This window comes from Streptomyces sp. NPDC058701 (assembly GCF_042715295.1).
Classification (GTDB): Bacteria; Actinomycetota; Actinomycetes; order Streptomycetales; family Streptomycetaceae; genus Streptomyces.
This window is the reverse complement of sequence record NZ_JBHXSY010000002.1, coordinates 133,516-154,762: the sequence shown is the minus strand read 5'-3', so window position 1 is coordinate 154,762 and position 21,247 is coordinate 133,516. Positions and strand designations below refer to the sequence as shown.

At 73.7% G+C, this 21,247-nt stretch carries 21 protein-coding genes and 1 pseudogene; 10 read left to right on the top strand and 12 right to left on the bottom strand.

Annotation, left to right across the window (positions count from 1 at the left end):
- Positions 1-172: 172 nt before the first annotated feature.
- The gene (locus ACFWW8_RS02535) at positions 173-751 is read right to left on the bottom strand and encodes a hypothetical protein (RefSeq protein WP_386522555.1); all 579 of its coding nucleotides are present in this window, start codon (positions 749-751) and stop codon (positions 173-175) included.
- A 37-nt stretch (positions 752-788) separates the two neighbouring features.
- Here ACFWW8_RS02535 and ACFWW8_RS02530 point away from each other — a divergent pair, with 37 nt between their 5' ends.
- Both ACFWW8_RS02530 and ACFWW8_RS02525 read left to right on the top strand, forming a co-directional pair.
- Complete coding sequence (locus ACFWW8_RS02530; RefSeq protein WP_386522552.1) at positions 789-2,279, top strand: hypothetical protein; 1,491 nt, start codon at positions 789-791, stop codon at positions 2,277-2,279.
- Between the two features lie 131 nt (positions 2,280-2,410).
- Positions 2,411-3,166, top strand: a complete 756-nt coding sequence (locus tag ACFWW8_RS02525) for a DUF4097 domain-containing protein (protein WP_386522550.1) — start codon at positions 2,411-2,413, stop codon at positions 3,164-3,166.
- Positions 3,167-3,403: 237 nt separating this feature from the next.
- Here ACFWW8_RS02525 and ACFWW8_RS02520 read toward each other — a convergent pair whose 3' ends face one another.
- Positions 3,404-4,198 (bottom strand): SGNH/GDSL hydrolase family protein, encoded by a 795-nt coding sequence (locus tag ACFWW8_RS02520; RefSeq protein ID WP_386522548.1) that lies wholly within the window; start codon positions 4,196-4,198, stop codon positions 3,404-3,406.
- Complete coding sequence (locus ACFWW8_RS02515) at positions 4,185-4,754, bottom strand: PadR family transcriptional regulator (RefSeq protein ID WP_386522546.1); 570 nt, start codon at positions 4,752-4,754, stop codon at positions 4,185-4,187. Before ACFWW8_RS02515 ends, ACFWW8_RS02520 begins: the two co-directional genes overlap by 14 nt.
- A gap of 86 nt (positions 4,755-4,840) precedes the next feature.
- Between ACFWW8_RS02515 and ACFWW8_RS02510 the strand changes: the two genes are divergently transcribed.
- Positions 4,841-5,269, top strand: coding sequence for a nuclear transport factor 2 family protein (locus ACFWW8_RS02510; RefSeq protein ID WP_386522544.1), 429 nt, complete (start codon positions 4,841-4,843; stop codon positions 5,267-5,269).
- 150 nt (positions 5,270-5,419) lie between these two features.
- Here ACFWW8_RS02510 and ACFWW8_RS02505 read toward each other — a convergent pair whose 3' ends face one another.
- The 7 genes from ACFWW8_RS02505 to ACFWW8_RS02475 form a co-directional block, all read right to left on the bottom strand.
- The gene (locus tag ACFWW8_RS02505; protein ID WP_386522543.1) at positions 5,420-5,875 is read right to left on the bottom strand and encodes an NUDIX hydrolase; all 456 of its coding nucleotides are present in this window, start codon (positions 5,873-5,875) and stop codon (positions 5,420-5,422) included.
- Between the two features lie 16 nt (positions 5,876-5,891).
- On the bottom strand, positions 5,892-6,542 hold the full coding sequence (locus ACFWW8_RS02500) for a class I SAM-dependent methyltransferase (protein WP_386522540.1): 651 nt from the start codon (positions 6,540-6,542) through the stop codon (positions 5,892-5,894).
- Positions 6,543-6,546: 4 nt separating this feature from the next.
- Entirely contained in the window at positions 6,547-7,035 is a 489-nt protein-coding gene (locus ACFWW8_RS02495) for a phosphatase PAP2 family protein (RefSeq protein WP_386522538.1), read from the bottom strand.
- Positions 7,036-7,235: 200 nt separating this feature from the next.
- On the bottom strand, positions 7,236-7,481 hold the full coding sequence (locus tag ACFWW8_RS02490; protein ID WP_386522536.1) for an acyl carrier protein: 246 nt from the start codon (positions 7,479-7,481) through the stop codon (positions 7,236-7,238).
- Between the two features lie 37 nt (positions 7,482-7,518).
- Complete coding sequence (locus ACFWW8_RS02485) at positions 7,519-8,307, bottom strand: ABC transporter permease (protein ID WP_386522533.1); 789 nt, start codon at positions 8,305-8,307, stop codon at positions 7,519-7,521.
- Positions 8,291-9,205, bottom strand: coding sequence for an ABC transporter ATP-binding protein (locus tag ACFWW8_RS02480; RefSeq protein ID WP_386522531.1), 915 nt, complete (start codon positions 9,203-9,205; stop codon positions 8,291-8,293). The genes ACFWW8_RS02485 and ACFWW8_RS02480 overlap by 17 nt, the downstream gene beginning before the upstream one ends.
- Before the next feature lie 2 nt (positions 9,206-9,207).
- Positions 9,208-9,639 carry a hypothetical protein gene (locus ACFWW8_RS02475; protein WP_386522529.1) on the bottom strand — a complete coding sequence of 144 codons (432 nt, stop codon included), beginning with the start codon at positions 9,637-9,639 and terminating at the stop codon, positions 9,208-9,210.
- Between the two features lie 216 nt (positions 9,640-9,855).
- Between ACFWW8_RS02475 and lon the strand changes: the two genes are divergently transcribed.
- Positions 9,856-12,270 (top strand): endopeptidase La, encoded by a 2,415-nt coding sequence (lon, locus tag ACFWW8_RS02470; protein WP_386522527.1) that lies wholly within the window; start codon positions 9,856-9,858, stop codon positions 12,268-12,270.
- Positions 12,271-12,428: 158 nt separating this feature from the next.
- A complete protein-coding gene (locus ACFWW8_RS02465) occupies positions 12,429-12,869 on the top strand; it encodes a MarR family winged helix-turn-helix transcriptional regulator (RefSeq protein ID WP_267717866.1) in 441 nt (146 codons plus the stop codon).
- A gap of 29 nt (positions 12,870-12,898) precedes the next feature.
- Here ACFWW8_RS02465 and ACFWW8_RS02460 read toward each other — a convergent pair whose 3' ends face one another.
- On the bottom strand, positions 12,899-13,672 hold the full coding sequence (locus ACFWW8_RS02460) for a hypothetical protein (RefSeq protein WP_386522524.1): 774 nt from the start codon (positions 13,670-13,672) through the stop codon (positions 12,899-12,901).
- Positions 13,673-14,071: 399 nt separating this feature from the next.
- Between ACFWW8_RS02460 and ACFWW8_RS02455 the strand changes: the two genes are divergently transcribed.
- The 5 genes from ACFWW8_RS02455 to ACFWW8_RS02435 are packed head-to-tail and all read left to right on the top strand — an operon-like array spanning position 14,072 to position 20,017.
- The gene (locus tag ACFWW8_RS02455; RefSeq protein ID WP_386522522.1) at positions 14,072-17,170 is read left to right on the top strand and encodes a nitrate- and nitrite sensing domain-containing protein; all 3,099 of its coding nucleotides are present in this window, start codon (positions 14,072-14,074) and stop codon (positions 17,168-17,170) included.
- On the top strand, positions 17,167-17,640 hold the full coding sequence (locus ACFWW8_RS02450; protein WP_386522519.1) for a roadblock/LC7 domain-containing protein: 474 nt from the start codon (positions 17,167-17,169) through the stop codon (positions 17,638-17,640). Before ACFWW8_RS02455 ends, ACFWW8_RS02450 begins: the two co-directional genes overlap by 4 nt.
- Positions 17,637-18,041, top strand: coding sequence for a DUF742 domain-containing protein (locus tag ACFWW8_RS02445; protein WP_386522516.1), 405 nt, complete (start codon positions 17,637-17,639; stop codon positions 18,039-18,041). The genes ACFWW8_RS02450 and ACFWW8_RS02445 overlap by 4 nt, the downstream gene beginning before the upstream one ends.
- Positions 18,022-18,642, top strand: a complete 621-nt coding sequence (locus tag ACFWW8_RS02440; protein ID WP_386522514.1) for an ATP/GTP-binding protein — start codon at positions 18,022-18,024, stop codon at positions 18,640-18,642. Before ACFWW8_RS02445 ends, ACFWW8_RS02440 begins: the two co-directional genes overlap by 20 nt.
- A 28-nt stretch (positions 18,643-18,670) precedes the next feature.
- Positions 18,671-20,017: a styrene monooxygenase/indole monooxygenase family protein gene (locus ACFWW8_RS02435; protein WP_386522511.1), complete on the top strand. Its 1,347-nt coding sequence runs from the start codon at positions 18,671-18,673 to the stop codon at positions 20,015-20,017.
- Here the strand turns inward: ACFWW8_RS02435 and ACFWW8_RS02430 are convergent.
- A pseudogene (locus ACFWW8_RS02430) lies at positions 19,987-21,120 on the bottom strand (NlpC/P60 family protein); the annotation flags it as partial. The gene ACFWW8_RS02435 and the pseudogene ACFWW8_RS02430 overlap by 31 nt on opposite strands.
- Positions 21,121-21,247: the final 127 nt, after the last annotated feature.

Genomic DNA, 21,247 nt, shown 5'->3' with positions numbered 1-21,247 from the left:
GCAGCGTAGAGGAGCCACCGGCCTGCGGCTATGCGGGGTTCGGACAGGGCATTTGTACGGAAAACCCTGGTCGGAGGGGGAATGTGCCGGGTGGGGGCGCCCCTGCGGGACCGCCCGGCGGACGGTTGCGTTCCGCTCGCGCGGGCGGCCGGCGGGGTCCCGGCGGGACGGCCTACCCCGCCTCCTCCGCGGTGAACGGAGGCAGCGCGTCCAGCACGTCGGCGAGGGCCGGGGGCTCGGCGCCCTGTTCGGCGGCCACCTCGTGGCCGCCGTGCACGACGGCGTAAGTGAACCCGTCGTAGACCGTGGTCGCGTTCTTCGAGAACCTCGGCAGCCGGGCGAAGTCCGCCTCGCGCAGCGCCGTGGTCAGGGCGGCGAGCCGGTCCGGCGCCAGCCGCCCGGAGCCCTCGGGGTTCGCCCGGCCGTCCAGCCGGGTCCAGGACCCGTCGCCCTTGACGATCAGGGTGTGGCTCCGGCCGGCGAAACCGCCGGACCGGGTGGCCCGCACGAGGGTCTCGCCGGCGGGGTCGCCGCGGCCGGGGACCGGCGCGGTGCTCGGGCTCCCGGCCGGGTCGGGCGGGGCGCCGCCCGGGGAGGGGGTACCGGTCGGCGAACCGGGCGCGGCGGTCGGCGCACCGGGCGCGCCGGAGGGGGAGCCGGGCTGGGCCGGCCCGGAGGGGCCGCACCCGCCCAGGAGCACCGCGCCCAGCAGCGCGGCGGCCGTCACCGGCACCGTTCGTCGTGCTCGCACGCCCCACCTCCGCGGGTACTCGGGCCGAACCCCGAGTATGGAGTCCCCACACCCGATCCGACAGCTCCCGGAGGCCGCCATCCGCCGCATCGCGCCCTGGCGCGTCGTGCCCGCGCTGACCGCCCTGCTCCTCGGCCTCTGGGGCCTGGAGCGCGGCGGCAGCCTGTGGCGCGACGAGTCCGTCACCTGGCAGGTGACCCACCGGCCGCTGGGCGGGCTCTGGGAGCTGCTGGGCCGGGTGGACGCCGTGCATGGGCTGTACTACCTGATCGTGCACGGGATCTTCCAGGCCTGGGACGGCGGCCTGTGGGCCCTGCGGCTGCCCTCCGTCGCCGCCACCGCCCTCGCGGCCGCCGGAGTGGCCGCGCTCGCCCACCGGCTCGCGGGGGAGCGGGCCGCGCTGATCGCCGGGGCCGTGTACGCCGTGCTCCCGCCGGTGCAGATGTACGCGCAGGAGGGGCGCTCGTACGCCCTGGTCGCCGCCGCCGTGGTGTGGGCGACGTACCTGATGCTGCGCGAGCGGTGGACGGCCTACGCGGCGGTGCTGCTGCTCGGCTGCTGGCTGCACGAGTTCGCCGTACTGGCCCTGCCCGCCCACGCCTTCACCGCGTGGCGCTCGCGCGGCTGGCGGCTCGCGGCCGGGGCCGTCGCGGTCCTGCTGCTGCCGCTGGCGCTGGTCAGCGCGCGGCAGGCCGGGCAGCAGCTCGGCTGGCTCGGGCGGCCGGCCTGGCAGGACTGGACGGCGTACGGGGTGCTCGCGGGCGCGGTGCTGCTCCTCGCCCGGGGCGCAGCGGAGCGGGACCTCGTACGGGTGGCCGTGCCGCTGGCGCTGCTGCCGCCCGGGGTCCTGATGGCGGTGTCCCTGGTGGACCCCTGGTACGTGGACCGGTACGTGCTCTACTCCCTGGCGGGCCTCGCCCTGCTGGCCGGGGCCCGGCTGGCGGCGGCGGTCCGGCCGGGGGCGGTCGCGGCGGGGGCGGTCCGGCCGACGGCGGTCGGGCCCGGGGCCGTGCGGGGCCGGTGGACGGCGGTGGCGGGCCGGTGGCGCCGGTGGCCCCGGCCGGTGGTGGCGCTGCTCGCCGTGCTCCTGGTGCCCTGCGCGCTCTGGTCGGCGTGGCTGCGGACGCCCGAGAGCCGCAAGGACGACGCCCTCGCGGTGGCCGCGGCCGTCCGCGAGGCGGCCCGGCCGGGCGACGCGGTGGTGTTCCTCCCGTCGCGGCGGCGCGAGTGGCTGCTCTCCTCGCCGCGGACGTACGCCGCCCTGCGCGACGTGGCCCTGGACCGCTCCCCGGAGGCCTCGCGCAGCCTCCAGGGCACCGAACTGCCCTCGGCACAGCTGCGCGCGGCGCTCATCGCGTCGCCCCGGGTGATCGCGCTGCTGGACCCGGCCGACGAGCCGCTGGACCCGTACCCGCGGGAGGCGGTGAAGCGGCAGACCCTTGCGGCCTGGTTCGACCTGTGCTCGGTCACCGCGGTGCGGGGCGCCCGCGTCGCGGTGTACGCGGCCCCGGACACCTGCGGACCGTGACGGGGCGGGGCGGCCGCGGCGCGTTGCTCGGGCGGCGCGTTGCGGGGGTGGCGCGGGCGGGGGTTAACCCCACCCGGGGTCCGGGTACCGGCACCATCGGCCCGGGGCGCCGCGCCGCCGACGATGGGCACATGACCCTTCACGCCGCGTCAGTTCGCCCCGCCCCCGCCGCAGTCGCCGTCCTCGGCGCGGCGCTCCTGCTCGCCGGATGCACCTTCGGAGGGGCGGTCCGCACGTCGGTCGCCGCCGACGCCACCGTCACCGAGGCCGTCACGGCGGTCCGGCTGACGGGGGTCCGGTCCGGCTCGGTCGAGGTCACCACCGGAACGGGGCCGGGGGTCGCCGTGCGGCGCACCGTCCACTACCGCGGGGCCACCGCTCCGGAGGTCGGCCAGCGGGTGACCGGCGGCGTGCTGACCTTCACCTCCGGCTGTGCGCGCGACTGCTCCGTCGACTACCGCCTGCACGTCCCGGCCTCGGCCGCGGTCACGATCGAGGGCAGCAGCGGCCGCGTCACGGTGACGGGCGTGGCCGCCGCCGACGTCGAGTCCGACTCGGGCGACGTGCGGGCCGACGCGATCACCGGCCCGCTGAGGGTCCGTACGTCCTCGGGCACGATCACCGCCACCGGACTGGCCGGCCCGAGCGCCGAGGTCCGCTCGGACTCGGGGGACGCCCGCCTCGACTTCACCCGCGCCCCCGCCTCGGTCAGCGCCGAGAGCACCTCGGGCGACGTCACCCTGAAGGTCCCCTCCGGCCCCTACCGGGTCGCCGTGTCCACCACCTCGGGCGACCGCGACGTCACCGTCCCCACCGATCCCGCGGCGGCCTCCCGCCTCGCGGCGAAGACCACCTCGGGCGACGTCCGGGTCGGGGCGCTCGGCTAGGGCGTGTGGGAGAAGTCCCGCCTGGCTCGCGACGCCTGGCACCGCACCCTGGCCGCGTTGTCGGATCGCCCGCCTACGCCCGGTAGGCGGGCGATCCTCCGCCGTGCGATGCACGGCACCAGACGCCGCGAGCCGCGCCCTTCGGGCGCCCGCCGCTACTTCTCAAACACGCCCTGTCCGGTCCCGCCGCAGGGACTCGGACGCCTTACGGCCCGGACGCCTTACGGCCCGGACGCCTCACGGCCCCGGCGGGGCCACGGGCAGGAGCAGCGGGCGCTTCGCCGACCGGCCGTCGCCGCTGGAGCGGCCGCGCAGGCGGCGGACGGCCCAGGGGCCCAGGAACCCGGCCGCCCAGCGCAGTTCGGCCGCCACGGCCGACGCTGCTCCGGGGAGCGGCCGGGCGGGCAGCGGGTGCGTCCAGGCGTCGCTGCTGCCGGGCACGCCCAGCGCGTGCGCGGCGGCCGCGGCGATCCGCTCGTGCCCCAGAGGACCGGCGTGCAGCCGGTCGGCCGTCCACAGCCGCGGGTCGGTGCTGACGGCGTGCCCGCCGGTCTCGACGACCGTCACCCCGTGCCGGGCCGCAGCGGCGCGGAGGCGGGCGTTGAGGTCGGCCACGCGGGGCGCGAGGGGGCGGGCCATCGGGGCGATCCGGCCGATGTCGGGGAAGGCGAGCGTGGCCACGCGGGCCCCGGAGGCCGTGAGCGCGGCGAACACCGCCTCCAGCTCCCCGGCCACCTCCGCCGGGTCGAACCGAGGCCGGAGCAGGTCGTTGAACCCGGCGACGACGGTGGCCAGGTCGGGCCGCAGGGCCAGGGCGGGCCCCAGCTGCTCGGCGCGGACCTGGCGGGCGAGGCGGCCGCGCACGGCGAGGTTCGCGTACCGCAGTCCGGGGTCGGCGGCGGCGAGGTGCTCCGCGAGCCGGTCGGCCCAGCCGCGCAGGCCGACTGCGTCGTCGCCGTCGCCGACCCCCTCGGTCTGGCTGTCGCCGAGGGCCACGTACCGCCCGTACCCGGGGTACTCAGTGCCCGGCACGGGGCACCTGCCTCTCCCGCAGGACCGCGGCGGTGTCCCGGCACCAGTCCCGGTGCTCCTCCTCGAAGGCCAGGCCGCGCCGGCAGGTGAGGTACGGGCCGATCGGCCGGCCGTGGCGCAGGAACGCCTCCTCGTCCGCGTCGCCGCGCAGGCGGACCAGCAGCTTGGAGAGCAGTTCGATCTTGGCCTCGGCGGCGGCTGCGCGCGCGTCCAGCTGCTCGATCACCGGACCCGTGCCGAGCCGGTCCACGGCCTGGACCTTGACCAGCAGGTCGTCGCGGATGAAGGAGGGCTTCGAGGGCGCCGCCGCGAACCGCTCCAGCTCCGCGATGCCCGTGTCGGTGACGCGGAACAGCCGCTTGTTGGGCCGGGACTCCTGGACCACCTGCCGGCCGACGACCATCCCCTCGGCCTCCAGCTTGGCCAGCTCGGCGTACAGCTGCTGGGGCTGGGCGTGCCAGAAGTTCGCGACGCCGAGGCCGAACTCCTTGGCCAGCTCGTACCCGCTGAAATCGCCACCCAGCAGAGCCGCCAGCACGGCATGTCTCAAAGCCACCGCGGCGCCCCCTTCCGTTCGCTCGTCCGGACCCGCATCCTACTCATGAAAAAGACTAGTCATGCTTTTGAGTATTCGGAGGATCCATGGAAACCGCCGCACGCTTCCGCGCAGCCGTCGAGTCGCGCGACCCCGCCGCGCTGACGGAGCTGTTCACCGAGGACGTCCGCCTGTACAGCCCGGTGAAGTTCACCCCCTTCGAAGGCCGGCCCGCGGTGCTCGGCCTCCTCGGCGTGCTGCTGCGCACCTTCGAGGACTTCCGCTACGTCGGCCGCCTCGACGGCGCAGCCGAGACGAGCTCCGACGGCGAGGAGGCGCCCTCGCAGATCCTGATCTTCCGGGCCACGGTCGAGGGCAAGGAGATCCACGGCATGGACCTGTTCCAGCTCGACGGGGCCGGCCTGATCAAGGAGATGACGGTGATGGTCCGGCCCATGTCGGCCGTCCAGACCCTCGGCGCGGCGGTCCTCCGGGGCCTCCAGGCCGACGGCCTGGCCCCCCGCCCCACCCCCTGATCAGGCCGCCGGCGCCCGGCCCCCGCCGATCCCACCCGGCGGGGGCCGCTCCGGCGCGGCGCCCGCCCGCCCGCCCGGTTGGGCCGATACCGCCCGTCACCCGAGGTCACTGTCCCGTCCCGATGGGTGCAGCGTCGAAACCCGGTTGCGTCAGACGTGTGTGGCCTCGAAGCGCGAGATGACCTCCGTTCCCTCATGGACGCGGAGCGTCACGGAAGCCCCGGCTGTGAGGGCGTCTTCAAGGCGCGGTCGATACAGGGGGTGCAGTCGCGTGAGAGCATCCTCCACGTCCGCCCACTCGGCGGCGCTGGATTCCGCTGTCGGGCGAGGTTCTCCCCCCACGGCTGTCGCGATGAAGATGCCCGCGAGGATGCCCCGGCTCGGATGCTGGTAGACGCCCACAAGGCCGTGGACCTTGACGTGGACCCCGGTCTCCTCGTACGTCTCGCGAGTGGCGGCGTCATGGAATGCCTCGCCCGGGTCCACCAAGCCGCCGGGCAGCTCCCAGCGTTCCGGGGAGCGGCGGCGTGCGATAAGGACACGTCCCGCGTCGTTGAACGCAACGCAGGTGGCCCCAAGGGCGTATCGTCCCGGCGGCTGAGACATCACGTGCGTCCGGCGGCTACTCACTTCCCGACCCTTCCTTCAGGTTGTGAAACACCAGAAGATATCTCCAGAAGAGAAGGCGTCGAATCCGCCTCCCGGGAAGATGTGTCGCGCTTTCTTCCCGGATCTCCGCAAGCGACATCGAAGGGGGCGTCACAGGCGCTGAGGGGGACTGAGTGCCCTGGTCGGCGCGGCTTCCCGGCCTGTTCTCTCGGAAGAGCACCGCGGCACGCCACATGGCGTTCACAGGGACGGCCAGAAGGCTTACGGTGTGGTCCCAGAGCGTTGCTTCCCGGTAGCAGCCGAGGATCACCAGGACGCCGTTCGCGGTGAGCGATGCGCGCAGTTTCTGCACCGTCTCAAAGGGGACGTGGTGGATGCTGGCCAAGCATGCGATGTAGTCGTACGTGTCCGGTGCCAAGGTCAGACGGGTGATGTCCGCCCGCTCGAAGCGGATCTGCCCGGGGAGATCGAGAGCGGAATTCTGCTTTCGTGCGGCGGTGACGACGTGGCTGTCTACGTCAATGGCATCCACTTCGATTCCTCGAAGCGCCAGTTTCCGTGCAAACCTCCCTGTGCCACAGCCCACCTCGAGGGCCGTTCGGCATGATGCGGGGAGTTCACGAAGTAACAGGTCATGGTAATGATCGTTGTGGTTGAACGGCACGGCGTCATGATGACACGCGCTCACCCGAGGAGTTCGACCTCGCTCGACGGGCCTCGCGTCGCAGGCGGCGGACTGACCGGCGGTGCAGCACGAGGGCGGCGACGGCCAGCCAACCGGCGCCCAAGAGTTGACCGGCGAGCACATCGACGCTGAAGTGCGCACCGAGAAGGACCCTGCTCCACGCGACGAGTTCGGCACTGAGCCCAGCAAGGAACAGCATCGGTGCGGAGACGGCCCGTGGCGTCTGGGAGCTGACATAGAGCGCGGCCAGCAGGAATCCGGTCGTCACGCCGACCGCGTGCCCGCTGGGGAAACTGAAGCCGTCGGCCTGGATCGAGGCACAATCCAAGGACGGACGTGGTCGTTCCGCCCATCCCTTGGCCAGGTTGCAGCTCACTGTGGCCGCGTACGGAATGACCAGGAGGACCGCGGCAGCTGTGACGTTCCGCCGGATCAGCGCGAAGCACGCGGATCCGGCGGCAATGATGGTCACGGGCCACGGGTTGCCCCACGAGGTCAGTGTTTCGAGGAGTCGGGCACTGGACGTGCTGCTGCTCGTCCAGGCGCAGAGCGTCTCGCTCAGCCGTTCGTCCCACCGGAAGGTGACGAGGACGAGCAGCAGACCGGCGTGGGCCGCTGCCCACCACGCGAACCACGCCAGTGACCGGGGCCGGTCGCCGGGTTGGTTTCGGATCACGCAGGGCTGGTGGAGTTCGAAATGTGGTCCAGCAGTCCGCGGGGGGTACGGATCGTCCGCAGGGTGCTGTCCTCTATCTGGCAGTCGAACTCGTCCTCGATACGGCTGATGATCTCGATCTGGTTGAGGGAGTCGATGTCCAGATCGCCGAAGGTGACGTCAAGTTGGTCCTGGGAGAAGGCGTTCCCGGTGATGTCCTCGATCAGAGGGGTGAGGACGGCGAGGAACTGTTGCTCGGTCATGGATGTTTCCCTTCGTGATGGGTGATCGATGATTGCGTCACGGGGCGCGGCGCCCGTAGCGGGCACGCCAGTGCATCCGTGTGCTGGTCAGGCCCCACACCGCCCCGGCGAAGAGGGCGAGGAACGCCATGTCGGCGAGGGCCCGGGAGGCGTCGGGTGTCGTCAGGGAGTGACGCAGGCCGTCGGCCGCGTAGACCGCGGGGTTGAGGTGGCCGATCCAGATCAGTGCGTCGGGCAGCAGATCCGGCGGGACTGCCACCGGGCCCGCGGCCATCATGAGGAGCGTGGTGGCCAGGCTGAGGGAGGACGCCTGTTCGATGGTTCCGGATCTGCTGCCGATGAAGGCCCCCAATCCGGCTGAAGGAATCAGGGCGAGCAGGAGGCACAACGGGGCGAGTGGCGAGAACGTGAGCGGGACGGCGAGCAGGGCCGAGCCGAGCAGCAGGGTGACGGAGATGGCCGGCAGCGACAGGATGGAGAAGGCCGCGAGCGTGGCCAGGATGAGAGCCTCGCGACGGACAGGCAGGGCGGCGTAGTACTCGAAGGCGCCGTTCCCGCGCATGAACGCGAAGTTGCTGGCGATCTTGTTTTGAGTCTCGAACAGGATCGCCATGGTGACACTTCCGGTCAGGACATATTCGGTCGCGACGTGGCCGGAGTTCCGGGCGAAGAGCCCCAAGGCGGCGATGCTGACCAAGGGGGCGAGCACACCGGTGAGTACCATCTGGGGCCAGGACCAACGCCAGTTAGTGAGTTGAATTCTGAACAGGTCCCAGACCTGTCCAAGGAAGCTCAGTCCGAGTTTCTTGTCATGCGTAGCTGACATACACGTCTTCCAGGGTCGCTGTGTGCATCGAGAACTCGGGGAACCGGGTGAGATCCACGTCCTTGGTCAGATGGGGCAGGTCGGCGGAGTCGACGAGGGCCACGACCTTGCCGCGGCGCTCGGACTGCACGCGGACATAGTCGGGCAGCCTGTGCCCGTGCGTATCGCCCAGGGTGATCGACAGGCGTACCTGGGAGCGGAGCGAGGACTTCAGCTCGGCGGGAGCCCCCAGCGCGACGAGCCGGCCTTCCTTGAGGATTCCGACGCGCTCGATCACCTGTTCCGCCTCGATGGCGTTGTGGGTGATGAGGATGATCGTGTGACCGTCGCGTTGGTTCAGTTCCCTGAAAAGCTGCCAGATCTGACGTCGCCGCGACGGATCCAGCTCGTTGGTGGGCTCGTCCAGGATCAGCACAGGTGGTGATCCGATCAGGGTCACCGCGATCTGCAGCAGCCGGCGTTCTCCGCCGGAGAGCTGCCGGGCGACCTTGCCGGCCAGGTGGGTCAGACCGAGCAGCTCCAGCAGGGCGTCACGCTCCCGTCGGGCCGTCTTGGCGGCGACACCGCGTAAGTGAGCACTGAAGTAGACAGCCTCTTTGACGGTCAGGCTGTTGAGGGCGAAGGCGGTCTGCGGCATGTAGCCCACCGTGGCCGCCGTGAAGCGAGGATGGGTGAAGACATCGCGCCCCAGGAGCCTCACCGTCCCCCCATCCGGTCGCACCAGACCGATCATCTGCTTGATCAGGGTTGTCTTTCCCGCACCGTTGCTGCCCAGAAGCCCGAAGAATTCACCCTGCTTGATCTGGAAGGAGATCTCGCCATTGGCCGGCCGGGGGGCTCCGTCGAACTGCTTGTGCAGGCCCTCGACCTCATACGCGTACGGAGGGTTTTCTGGCATGCTCACATCTCCCGCGCCGCGTGGCGCCAGATGCTGCGGACCACGGTTGCGGCCCCCGTGATGTCGCCGGGGGGAGCCAGCCCCGCTGCCACCCGGCCGAAGCAGCGGAAGAAGCCGCTCATGGCCGGGTCGCTGGGCAGATGACCGTGTGATGCGGAGGCCACGCTCTCCCTCGGTGTCGCGCCGCTGTACTGGAATTCGGTGTGTGGGCCGCAGGTCACCGTGAGACGGCCCAGCCGCAGGCTGCCCACCGGCAACTTCAACCGGTCCTGCTCGGCTGGGGTGAGCACGCCGATGGAAGGGTCGAGTGCGCGCAGGGCCCGGCCGAGGCGCTTCTTCTCGGCCGGCGCCAGAGGCGCGTCGGCGTACAGGTAGGCGCAGTTGCTGTCTCCCTGGAACACCATGCGGTCGCTGAGGCCGAGGTCCTCCAGCACTGCGGGCTGTTCGGTCGGCCAGGTTGTTCGGTTCGGTCATCGCAAGGTCACGCCGACCCGTGCACGGTCACGGGCAGCCTCAATCGACCGGTGCGAGGCCGACCAGTGGCGGACAGTCACGGCGCGTTCGCCCGGGGCGAACGGGGTGGGGGGAACATTGGGAGGCTCACGTGCATTGAGTCGGCATAGCTCAACTTCACTGCCGGAGGGAAGATCATGGCTTCGACGTCCGAAACGCTCGTCCTGCCCGTGCTGCCGCTCGATGACGAGGTCGTGCTCCCGGGGATGGTCGTGCCGCTCGACCTGTCCGACGCCGAGGTGCGGGGAGCCGTGGAAGCGGCCCAGGCCGCGGCGGGCGACGGGAAGCCCCGGGTGCTGCTCGTGCCGCGGGTCGACGGGACGTACGCCGCGACCGGCGTGCTCGGGACCGTCGAGCAGGTGGGACGGCTCTCCGACGGCGACCCCGGGGCGCTCATCCGCGGCCGCGGGCGCGTCCGCATCGGGGCCGGCACCACCGGGCCCGGGGCCGCGCTCTGGGTCGAGGGCGAGAGCGCCGACGAGGACGTGGCCGAGCCGCTGCCCGGCGCCGTCGCCGAGCTCGTCAAGGAGTACAAGGCGCTCGCCACCAGCTGGCTCAGGAAGCGCGGGGCCTGGCAGGTCGTGGACAGGGTCCAGCAGATCGAGGGCGTCTCCGCCCTCGCCGACAACTCCGGCTACTCGCCCTTCCTGACGCTCGCCCAGAAGGTGGAGCTGCTGGAGACGGCCGACCCCGTCGCCCGCCTCCGGATCGCCGTCAAGGCCCTCAGCGACCACCTCGCCGAGCAGGACGTCGCCGAATCCATCGCCAAGGACGTCCAGGACGGGGTCGACAAGCAGCAGCGCGAGTTCCTGCTCCGCCGTCAGCTGGAGGCCGTCCGCAAGGAGCTGCGGGAGATCAACGGCGAGGAGTCCGGCGAGGAGTCCGACGACTACCGCGCCCGCGTCGAGGCCGCCGACCTCCCCGAGAAGGTCCGCGAGGCCGCGCTCAAGGAGGTCGAGAAGCTGGAGCGGGCCAGCGACCAGAGCCCCGAGGGCTCCTGGATCCGCACCTGGCTGGACACCGTCCTCGAACTACCCTGGAACGAGCGGACCGAGGACCGGTACGACATCCGGGGCGCCCGGGCCGTGCTGGACGCCGAGCACGCCGGGCTCGGCGACGTGAAGGACCGCATCACCGAGTACCTGGCCGTCCGCAAGCGGCGCGGGGAGCGCGGCATGGGCGTCATCGGCGGCCGGCGCGGGGGCGCCGTGCTGGCACTGGTCGGTCCGCCCGGCGTCGGCAAGACCTCCCTCGGGGAGTCGGTCGCGCACGCGATGGGCCGCAAGTTCGTCCGGGTGGCGCTCGGCGGCGTACGGGACGAGGCCGAGGTGCGCGGCCACCGCCGGACCTACGTCGGCGCCCTGCCGGGCCGGATCGTACGGGCCGTCAAGGAGGCCGGCTCGATGAACCCGGTGGTCCTCCTCGACGAGATCGACAAGGTCGGGTCCGACTTCCGGGGCGACCCCGCGGCCGCCCTGCTGGAGGTCCTGGACCCCGCCCAGAACCACACGTTCCGCGACCACTACCTGGAGGTCGAACTCGACCTCAGCGACGTGGTCTTCCTCGCCACCGCCAACGTCCTGGAGTCCATCCCGGAGGCCCTGGCCGACCGGATGGAGCTCGTACGGCTCGACGGGTACACCGAGGACGAGAAGGTCGTCATCGCCCGCGACCACCTCCTGCCGCGCCAGCTGGAGCGGGCCGGGCTCGCCGCCGACGAGGTGGTCCTGGAGGAGGACGCGCTGCGCAGGCTCGCCGGGGAGTACACCCGCGAGGCGGGCGTGCGCACCCTGGAGCGGTCCCTCGCCCGGCTGCTGCGCAAGGTGGCCTCCCAGCACGAGCTGGGGGAGCGCGAGCTGCCGCTGCGCATCGGCGCCGGCGATCTGCGCGGGCTGATCGGGCGCCCGCACCACGTACCGGAGTCCGCCCAGGACCCGGCCGAGCGGCGCACCGCCGTCCCCGGCGTGGCCACCGGCCTGGCGGTCACCGGAGCCGGCGGGGACGTGCTGTTCGTCGAGGCCTCGCTCGCCGACCCGGAGACGGGCGCCGCCGGGCTCACGCTCACCGGCCAGCTCGGCGACGTCATGAAGGAGTCGGCGCAGATCGCGCTCAGCTTCCTGCGCTCGCACGGCGCGGAGCTGGAACTGCCGGTGGCCGACCTGAAGGACCGGGGCGTGCACATCCACTTCCCGGCGGGCGCGGTGCCCAAGGACGGGCCGAGCGCGGGCATCACCATGACGGCCGCGCTCGCCTCGCTCCTCTCCGGACGGCAGGTGCGCACGGACGTGGCGATGACCGGCGAGGTATCGCTGACCGGGCGGGTGCTGCCGATCGGCGGGGTCAAGCAGAAGCTGCTGGCCGCGCACCGGGCCGGGCTGACCACGGTGATCATCCCGAAGCGGAACGAGGCGGATCTGGACGACGTCCCGGCGGAGGTGCTGGAGGGGCTGGAGGTGCACCCGGTGACCGACGTACGGCAGGTCCTGGAGATCGCCCTGGCCGAGGCGGCGGCGGCCGTGCCGCCGGCGGCACCCGTGACCGCGGCCGCCTGACCGCCGCCGCGTGAGCGCGGCCGCCTGACCAGGCCGCTTCACCCGGGCGGCCCGGCCGCCGTCCGGACGGCCCGGGGTCCCGCTGCGGCGGGGCCCCGGGCCGCCGGCGTGTCCCCTGCGAAATACTGGGCGCTCACCCACCACCGAAGGAGCGGTCCGTGCACGGGAGCGAAGACCAGGAGTTCCTTGCCCTGGAGCGGGAGCTGTCCGTCTTCCTCCGGCGGGCCCGGGCCTCCTCCGGGGAGATGGCCCGCGAACTCCACCCGGAACTGGAACCCGCCGCGTACGGGCTCCTGACCCGCCTGGAGGCCGCCGGCCGCCAGCGGGCCACCGAGCTCGCCGCGTACTTCGGCGTCGGCAAGGCCACCATGAGCCGGCAGCTGCGGGCCCTGGAGGTGCTGGGCCTGGTGGCGCGCGAACCGGACCCGGCCGACGGGCGGGCCTTCCTGGTCGGCCTCACCGACGAGGGCCGCGAACGCTTCCTGCGGGTACGGGACGCGCGGCGCGAGCAGTACATGCGCAAGCTCGCCGACTGGGACCGCGGCGAGGTCGCGGAACTGGCCCGCCTGCTGAACCAGTTGAACGCCGGAGCCGAATGAGGGGCGGGGCTCCGGGGACGGAGCCCCGCCTACAGTTCCGCGTACGCCGCCGAGGCGTCGTCGTGGCGCTTGTGGCGGGCCCGCGGCCTGGCCGGGTCGGACTCGACGGCGCGGACCCGGGCGATCAGGCCCTCCGCGCCCTCCTTCCGCAGGACCGCCAGGCACTGCGCCCAGTCGCCCTCCCCGAACGTGTCCGTCCACCGGCTCGCCCCGTCCGTCAGCGCGGCCACCGCCCGGACCCCGCCGCGCGGGGTGCGCCCCGTCACCGCGCGGGCCGCCACCGCCGGATCCGCGGCCGCGGTGAAGAAGCCGCCCTCCGCGTTCCGCAGCGCGTCCGTCGCGGCCACCGAACGCAGCACCTCCCGCGGGACCCGGTCCAGCCGGTCGTCGAGCACCGCCGTCACCGCGCCGTCGGGCGCCTGGAGGAGCAGGACGGAGTCCGAGAGCACCAGGTGCTCCACGTACGCCGCGTCCCACCGGACGACGACCACCGTCGCCTGGGGGGTCCGTACGTGAGAAAGGTCACAGGTGTCTTCGTGGGCCCCGGCCGTGGCGCGGACGGCCTCCGCCAGGATCCGGTCCAGGGGCAGGTCCGGCCGCGACCCGGACAGTTCGGTCAACCGGCCGCCGAGCCGCGCCGCGAACCACGGCACCCCGTGCACGCACCCGTCCCCGTCCCGCGGCGGGGTGACCCCGTCCAGGGCCACCAGGACACCCCCGCCCGCGGCGGGCGTCGCGGCCGACAGCCAGTCCTCATTGGGGCGTTCCGGGTCACCGGGGGCCGAGGCGAGGTCGATGCGCATACGGACATCCTGCCCCTCGGCGACCCGGGGCGCCCAGGCAGGTCCGTACCGATTTCCGGGCCCGTCCGGCCCTCCCGCCGGGCGCCGACGCGGCCCCGTCCGGCCCGGGGGAGCGGCGGCGGCGGAGCTGTGGGCGGGCATACTGCCAAAGCCCCCGTCGATCTTTCAACCGCCTGTCCACGGAGGCGCTCTGACACCGGGTGCCCGAGTTGGCCGCCAACTCATCCGTGATGTTCACTCGTTCGAGTGGCCGGGTGGGCGATGGGCGGCTCTCTTCCCCGCACACTGCAAAGGTCTGTGGCGGTACGAGGAGGCAGGGGGCGTTTACTTGTTGACCGGCCGTTACCTCGGCCACACGAGTAGACGAGCAAGAGCACACGTACAGGATTGCGAGCACCGGTGCAGAAGAAGCGGTCTCGGAAGAACGGCACCGCCATCGACGGCCCGGCACCCGCAGGACGCCGCGTCCGCGTGCGCCGCAGGCTGGTCGTAGGCGTAGCCGTCGCCGGCCTCACCGTCCTCGTGGCCGGCGCGCCAGCCGTCGTCTCCGCCACGAGAGAACTCAACGACTCCCAGAACCTGGTCGTCCTCGCGGAACAGACCCGGCAGAGCCTCACCCTCGCGCACCTGCTCGGTGACGAGCGCGACGCGGTCGTCGAGTACGCCGCCAAGGGCCGCCCCGGGTCCGCCAAGGCGCCCGTGGACGAGCGGACCGCCCGCACCGACCGGCAGATCGCCGAGGTCCAGGCCGACGCCGACGAGCAGACCGCCCGCGCCCTCGGCCGGCTCCGGACCGTCCGCACCGAGGCCGTCGACGGCAAGGGCGGTGCCCTCGCCGCGCACCAGGCGTACGCCGGCCTCATCGCCGAACTCCTCGCCCCCGGCGACCGGCTCACCGAGCTCACCCCGCCGCGCGCCGTCGGCGCCCTCGCCACCACGCGGCCCATGGCCCCCCTCGGCCAGGCCGTGGAGCAGGCCTCCGCCACCCGCGGACTGCTGCTGGCCGCACTGGCCGTCCCGAAGGGCGAGCAGTCCCCCAACTCCGCGGTCGTGGACGAGCTCACCGCCGCCGCCCAGCGGGCCCGGGTACGCGAACAGGCCGCCCTGGAGGACTTCGCCCGGGCCGCCCGCCCCGACGTGCGGCAGACGCTCGCCGCCACCGTCACCGGCCCCGAGGTCAAGGCCGCCGACGACCACCTCAAGCGGCTCACCGACCGGCCCACCCTGACGACGGCCGACCGCAGGACCGACGGCGCCGCCGTCGGTTCCGCGCTCACCTCCCGCCTCGACCGCATGAGGTCCGTGGAGTCGACGCTCGCGGGCCAGCGGGCCACCGCGCTCGCCTCCCTGCGCGACGACGACGTCACCCGGCTGGAAACCGTGGTCGCCCTGCTGGGCGTGCTGTTCCTCTTCACCGTCGGCTTCTCCACCGCCATCGCGCGCTCGCTGACCCGGCCGCTGTCCGTCCTGCGCCGCGGCGCGGAGCGGCTGGCGACGCCGGAGGGGTCGGTGGAGCCGGTCCGGTTCACCGGCCGCAACGACGAGTTCGCCGAGGTCGTCCGCCACCTCAACGCCGTACGGGACCAGACGGTCTCCCTGCACACGCGGATCGCCGGGCTCGACGCCGACCGCCGCCGCCTGATCGGCCGCAACGAGGCGCTGACCGGCGGCCGCGACGTGCTGGAGGAGGAGCTGACGAAGCTCCGGGCGGGCCTGGAGGAACACCGCCGCGTCATGTCGACGACCTCGGTCTCCCTGTCGCTGCGGACCCTGGGCCTGGTGGAACGCCAGCTCGCGGTCATCGAGGAGCTGGAGTCCAAGGAGCAGGACCCGGACCGGCTGGCGACCCTGTTCAAGCTCGACCACCTGGCGACCGTGATGCGCCGCCACAACGAGAACCTGCTGGTCCTCGCGGGCCAGGAGCACGGCCACGGTCAGGCGGCACCGGTGCCGCTGGTCGACGTCATGCGGGCCGCCGTCAGCGAGATCGAGCGCTACGACCGCGTCGACCTCGCCGCGCTGCCCTCCTTCACCCAGGTCGCCGGGCACGCGGCCGACGACATCTCGCACGTGGTCGCCGAACTGCTGGAGAACGCCACCACGTTCTCGCCGCCGGACGCCAAGGTGAAGGTGTCCGGCCGGCTGCTGGAGTCCGGCGACGCGGTGCTCTCCGTGGTCGACGAGGGCATCGGGATCACCGCGGACCGGCTGGAGGCGCTGAACTCCCGGCTGTCCACCCCCGAGGCGTACGACGAGGAGCCGGAGTCCGAACACGGCCTCGGCCTCGGCCTGTACGTGGCCGGGCGGCTGGCCGCGCGGCACGGGGTCACCGCCGAACTGCGGGCCCCCCGGCACGGCGGCACCGAGGCACTGGTGGTCGTACCGGCCGCGCTGCTGCCCGCGACCCCGCCCGCCTCGGCGGTCCACGCGCTGGGCACGCCCGGAGCGTCCGCGCTGCACCTGCCCGGTGTGGTCGCGGAGGCGAACGAGAACACACTGCCGCACCGCCGGCGCGGCGAGGCTCCGGCCGAGGAGGCCCGGGCGGCCGCCCCGGCGGACCCCGCGGGGCCGGGGACGCCCGGCCGGGCCGCCGGGCCGGCCGGGTACGCCGAGCGGGCCGGGACCGAGCACGCCGACACGGCGGCGCCGGCCGGGTACGCCGGGCCGGCCGGGTACGCCGTGCCCGGCGCGGACGCCGAGCCCGCCGACCGAGCCGGGTCCGGAACGGAGTCCGAGGCCGCCACCGCCGCCCCGGTCCCCGCCCCGGACGCGGGCGGAACCGTCGCCGAGCCGGAGGAAGGGCCCTTCCCGGCCGCCGCCCGGCCCGAGGCCACCGCGGCCGTGCTGCCGCTGTCCGCGATGCCCGCCGCGGAGGCGCCGGACACCGTTCCGGTCCCGGACGCCGACGGCCCGGCGGAGCAGCTGCCCCCGGCCGACCAGGTGTTCACCGTTCCGGCCGGGCCCGAGCCCGCGGAGCAGCTCCTCGCCCGGCTCGTTCCCGACGCGGAACCCACGGCTCCGGTACCCGCGGCTCCGGAAGCCGCCGCCCCGGAGCGCGCCCCCGAACCCGTACGGGACCCCGTACCGGAGTCCGCGCCCGCCCCCGAGCCCGTAGCCGACCCCGTGCCGGAGCCGGCAGCGGAGCCCGACCCCGCGCCGGAGGCGGACCCGCACACCCACGCCGCCGCCGAGGGCGGCTGGCTGCCCCGCCAGGGCAGCCACCCGGCCGACGACCCCGCCGAGGCCGTCACCGACAAGGGCCTGCCGAAGCGGACCCCGCGCGCGGTGGCCGGCGCCCCCACCGAGGAGGTGCGGCCCGAGCCGCCGCGCCGGGTCGACGCCGACGAGCTGCGCCGCCGCCTCGGCGGCTTCTACCGGGGGGCCCAGGACGGACGCCGCGTCGTCGCGGCCGAACTCGCGGGCGACCAGGACCACACGCAGGACCGGGGGCAGGGGCAGACCGACCAGGGGGACACCGCACAGGAGGCACGCACATGACCGCGCCCAGTACGTACGGACTGAGCACCCAGGCCCGCAACCTGCAGTGGCTGCTGACCGACCTGGTCGAGGAGGTGCCCGGCGTCAACTCCGTCGCCGTCGTCTCCTCGGACGGGCTCCTGCTGCTCTCCTCCGAACCAGGAGCGGAGCCCCCGCAGGGCAGGCCCAGGGGCCCGCGCGGAGCCTCGGCCGACCTGGCGACCATCGTCTCCGGCCTGGGCAGCCTCACCACCGGCGCCGCCGCCCTCATGGACGGCGGCTCCGTCAAGCAGACCATGGTGGCGATGGAGCACGGCTCCGTCTTCGTCATGGCCATCAGTGACGGCTCCCTGCTGGGCGTGCACGCCACGCCCGACTGCGACATGAGCGTCGTCGCCTACCACATGGCCCTGTTCGTCGGCCGCGCCGGCCACGTCCTGACCCCCGAAGTCCGCAGCGAGCTGCGCCAGTCGATGGAGAAGACCCCGTGAGGAGCCCGGCCTCCGACCTGTTGCCCATACCCGGCCTGCCGGTACGCGGCGCCGACCGCCGCCCCGCCCGCGTCCGCCCGTACTCCCTCACGGGCGGTCGCACCCGGTTCACGCACGTCCTGCTCGTCGAGACCTTCGTCGCGGCCCTGGACCCCAAGGCGTCGGAGCCGCAGAAGCCCGACCGGATGCCCGAGATGCCGGCCATAGTCGAGGTGTGCCGCCGCATGCGCACGATCGCCGAGATCGCAGCCCTGCTGAAGCTGCCCCTCGGCGTCGTTCGCGTCCTGGTCAGCGACCTCGCCGACCAGGGAAGGCTCCGCGTCTACGGCACCGGCCACGGTACCGGCCGACCCGAACGCGCGCTGCTCGAAAGGGTGCTCAGTGGGCTCCGCCGTCTCTGACCGTCCGGCGCCGGCCGAGGAGCCCGTACAGGCCTGGCAGTACGACCGCTCCCGTGCCCCCGTCGCCGTCAAGGTGCTCGTCGCCGGCGGCTTCGGCGTCGGCAAGACGACGTTCGTCTCCTCCGTCTCGGAGATCGCCCCGCTGCGCACCGAGGCGGTGATGACCGAGGCCAGCGTTCCGACGGACGACCTCTCCGCGACCCCGGAGAAGAACACCACCACCGTCGCGATGGACTTCGGCCGCGTCACCCTGGACGACGACCTCGTGCTGTACGTGTACGGGACCCCGGGCCAGGAGCGGTTCTGGTTCATGTGGGACGACCTGGTGCGCGGCGCCGTCGGGGGGATCGTCCTGGCAGACACCCGCCGGCTGCGCGACTCCTTCCCCGCGCTCGACTACTTCGAGAGCTGCGGCCTGCCGTACGCCGTCGCGGTCAACCACTTCGAGGGCACCCGCGCGTACGAGCCGGACGACGTGCGCGAGGCACTCACCGTCCCGCCCCACGTCCCCGTGGTGATCATGGATGCCCGACGTCGCACGACGGTCGTCGAGACCCTGCTGACGCTGGTGTCGCACGCACTCGACAGCACTCCCGCCTAGCACCGATCAGACGCGAATCGAGAACGACATGCGCAAGATACTCGTCGTGGGAGCCGGTCAGTCCGGCCTCCAGCTCGCCCTCGGACTCCAGTCGAAGGGCTACGACGTCACCCTCATGTCCGCCCGGACGGCGGACGAGATCCGCACCGGCCGGGTCATGTCCACGCAATGCATGTTCGACACGGCGCTGCAGCACGAGCGGGACCTCGGGATCAACTTCTGGGAGCAGCAGGCCCCCCGGATCGAGGGCGTGGGCGTCTCCGTCGGCGCCCCTGACGCCAGCCGGCCCGTCGACTGGCTCGGCCGCCTCAAGGGGTACGCGCAGTCCGTCGACCAGCGCCTGAAGATGGCGGGCTGGCTCGACGCCTTCGTCCAGCGCGGCGGACAGCTGGTCGTCCACGGCGCCTCCGTCGCCGACCTGGACTACTTCTCCCGTACGTACGACCTGGTGCTGGTCGCGGCCGGCAAGGGCGAGCTGGTCTCCATGTTCGGCCGGAACGCCGCCCGCTCCCCGTACGACGCCCCGCAGCGCGCCCTCGCGGTCAGCTACGTGCACGGGCTCGGGCCGCGCCCGGAGCACCCGGAGACGGAGGCCGTGCGCTGCAACCTGGTCCCGGGCGTCGGCGAACTGTTCGTCATGCCGACCCTCACCCTCTCGGGCCGGGCGGACATCCTGTTCTGGGAGGGCGTGCCGGGCGGTCCGGTGGACGCGTTCAACGGCGTCAAGGACCCGGCGGCGCACCTGGCGCTCACGCTGGAGCTGATGCGGACGTTCACGCCGTGGGAGCACGCCCGGGCGGCGGACGTGGAGCTCACGGACGCGGGCGCCACCCTCGCCGGGCGCTACGCACCGGTGGTCCGCAACCCGATCGGCCGGCTGCCGGGCGGAGGCCTGGTGCTGGGCGTCGCCGACGTGGTCGTGGCCAACGACCCGATCACCGGGCAGGGCTCCAACTCCGCCTCGAAGTGCGCGGCCTCGTACCTGTCGTCGATCCTGATGCACGGGGACCAGCCGTTCGACGAGGCGTGGATGAAGGCCACCTTCGACAAGTTCTGGTTCACCACCGGCAAGCCGGTCACCCAGTGGACGAACGCGATGCTGGGCGTCCCGCCGGAGCACGTGCTGAACCTGATCGGCGCGGCCGGGCAGCTCCAGCCGGTGGCGGACCGCTTCGCCAACGGCTTCGACAACCCGGCCGACTTCGACGGGTACTTCTACGACCCCGAGGACGCGGCGGACTATCTGGCCGACGTCACGGCGGCGGTGTCCGGCCCGGGCGCGGCACCGGGTTCCGCCGCGGCGGCCGCGGGTTCGGCCCCGGCCTCCGACGGCTCGGGCGCCCCGGCCCCCTCGGGACCCTCCTCGGCCGAGTAGCCGGTGTCGTCGCCCCCCGCCGCCTCCGCCCCGGGCAGCGGCGGCGGGACGAACCGGTCGAGCGGCGCCCCGTCCGGGTCCGGCCGCACCGCGCCCAGCAGCGGGTTCGCCGCAATCGGGGACACCTTGACGCGTGCTCCGGGGCGCGGGGCCTGGATGACCTTGCCGTCACCGACGTACAGCCCCACGTGCGTCGCCTTGGGGAAGTACACGACGAGGTCACCCGGTCGCAGCCGGTCCAGCGGCACCCTGGGCAGCCGGGCCCACTGCTCCTGGCTGGTACGGGGGATCGCGCGGCCGGCGTGCGCCCAGGCCTGCGAGGTCAGTCCGGAGCAGTCGAAGGACGCGGGCCCCTCGGCACCCCACACGTACGGCTTCCCGATCTGGGCCGCCGCATAGGTGAGCGCCGCGCCGCCGGCGGCGGTGGGCGTACCGGTACGGGCCGGAAGGCGACCGGAGTCCACCAGCGCGCGCTGCGCGCCGGCGGTGTCCGCGGCCTCGCGCGCGCCGAGCTGCGCGAGCTGCTCGGCGGTGAGCGAGGCGAGCAGCCGCTCGACCTCCTTGAGCTGCGCCGCGACCTCCTCCTTCTGGCGTTTCTGCCGCGCGGCCAGGGCCCGCTGGTCGTCCAGGGCCTTGCGGGCCCGGGCGGCCAGCGAGCCGGCCCGCTGCTCGCCGCGGGCGAGGCGCTCCAGCACGCCCGCGCGGCGGTTGCCCTCCCGGGTGGCGAGCCGGTGCTGGTCGAGGGCGGCCCGCGGGTCCCGGGCGAGCAGCATGCGGGCGTACGGGGCGAAGCCGCGGGCGGCCTGGTACTGCTCGCGGGCCAGCCGCCCGGCGAGCGCCTTCTCCGCGCCGAGCGCGCCGCGGGCCCTGCCGAGCTCACTGCGGAGCCGGTGCTCCTCGTCGAGCCGGGCGTCGAGCGCGCTCTCGGTGGCGTTGTACGCCTCCGTGGCCTCCTCGGCCTTCTGGTAGAGACCCTGGAGCCGGGTGAGCAGGACGCCGACGGGCTCGGCGGAGGGGAGCGGTTCGGCGGTGGCGGCGGGGGCCGGGCAGGCGGCGAGGAGCAGCGCGGCGATACAGGCGGCGCGGAGCGGCCGTTGTGACATGGGATCACCTCCGAGGCGCCCGATGCTGCCACGCCCGGTATGACAAATCCCCCAACCGTGGCGGCGGGCCCGGCCGGGGTCACTCGGGTGGCGGGGGCGGGGGCGTTCGCGCCACCCCCGGCCGCAC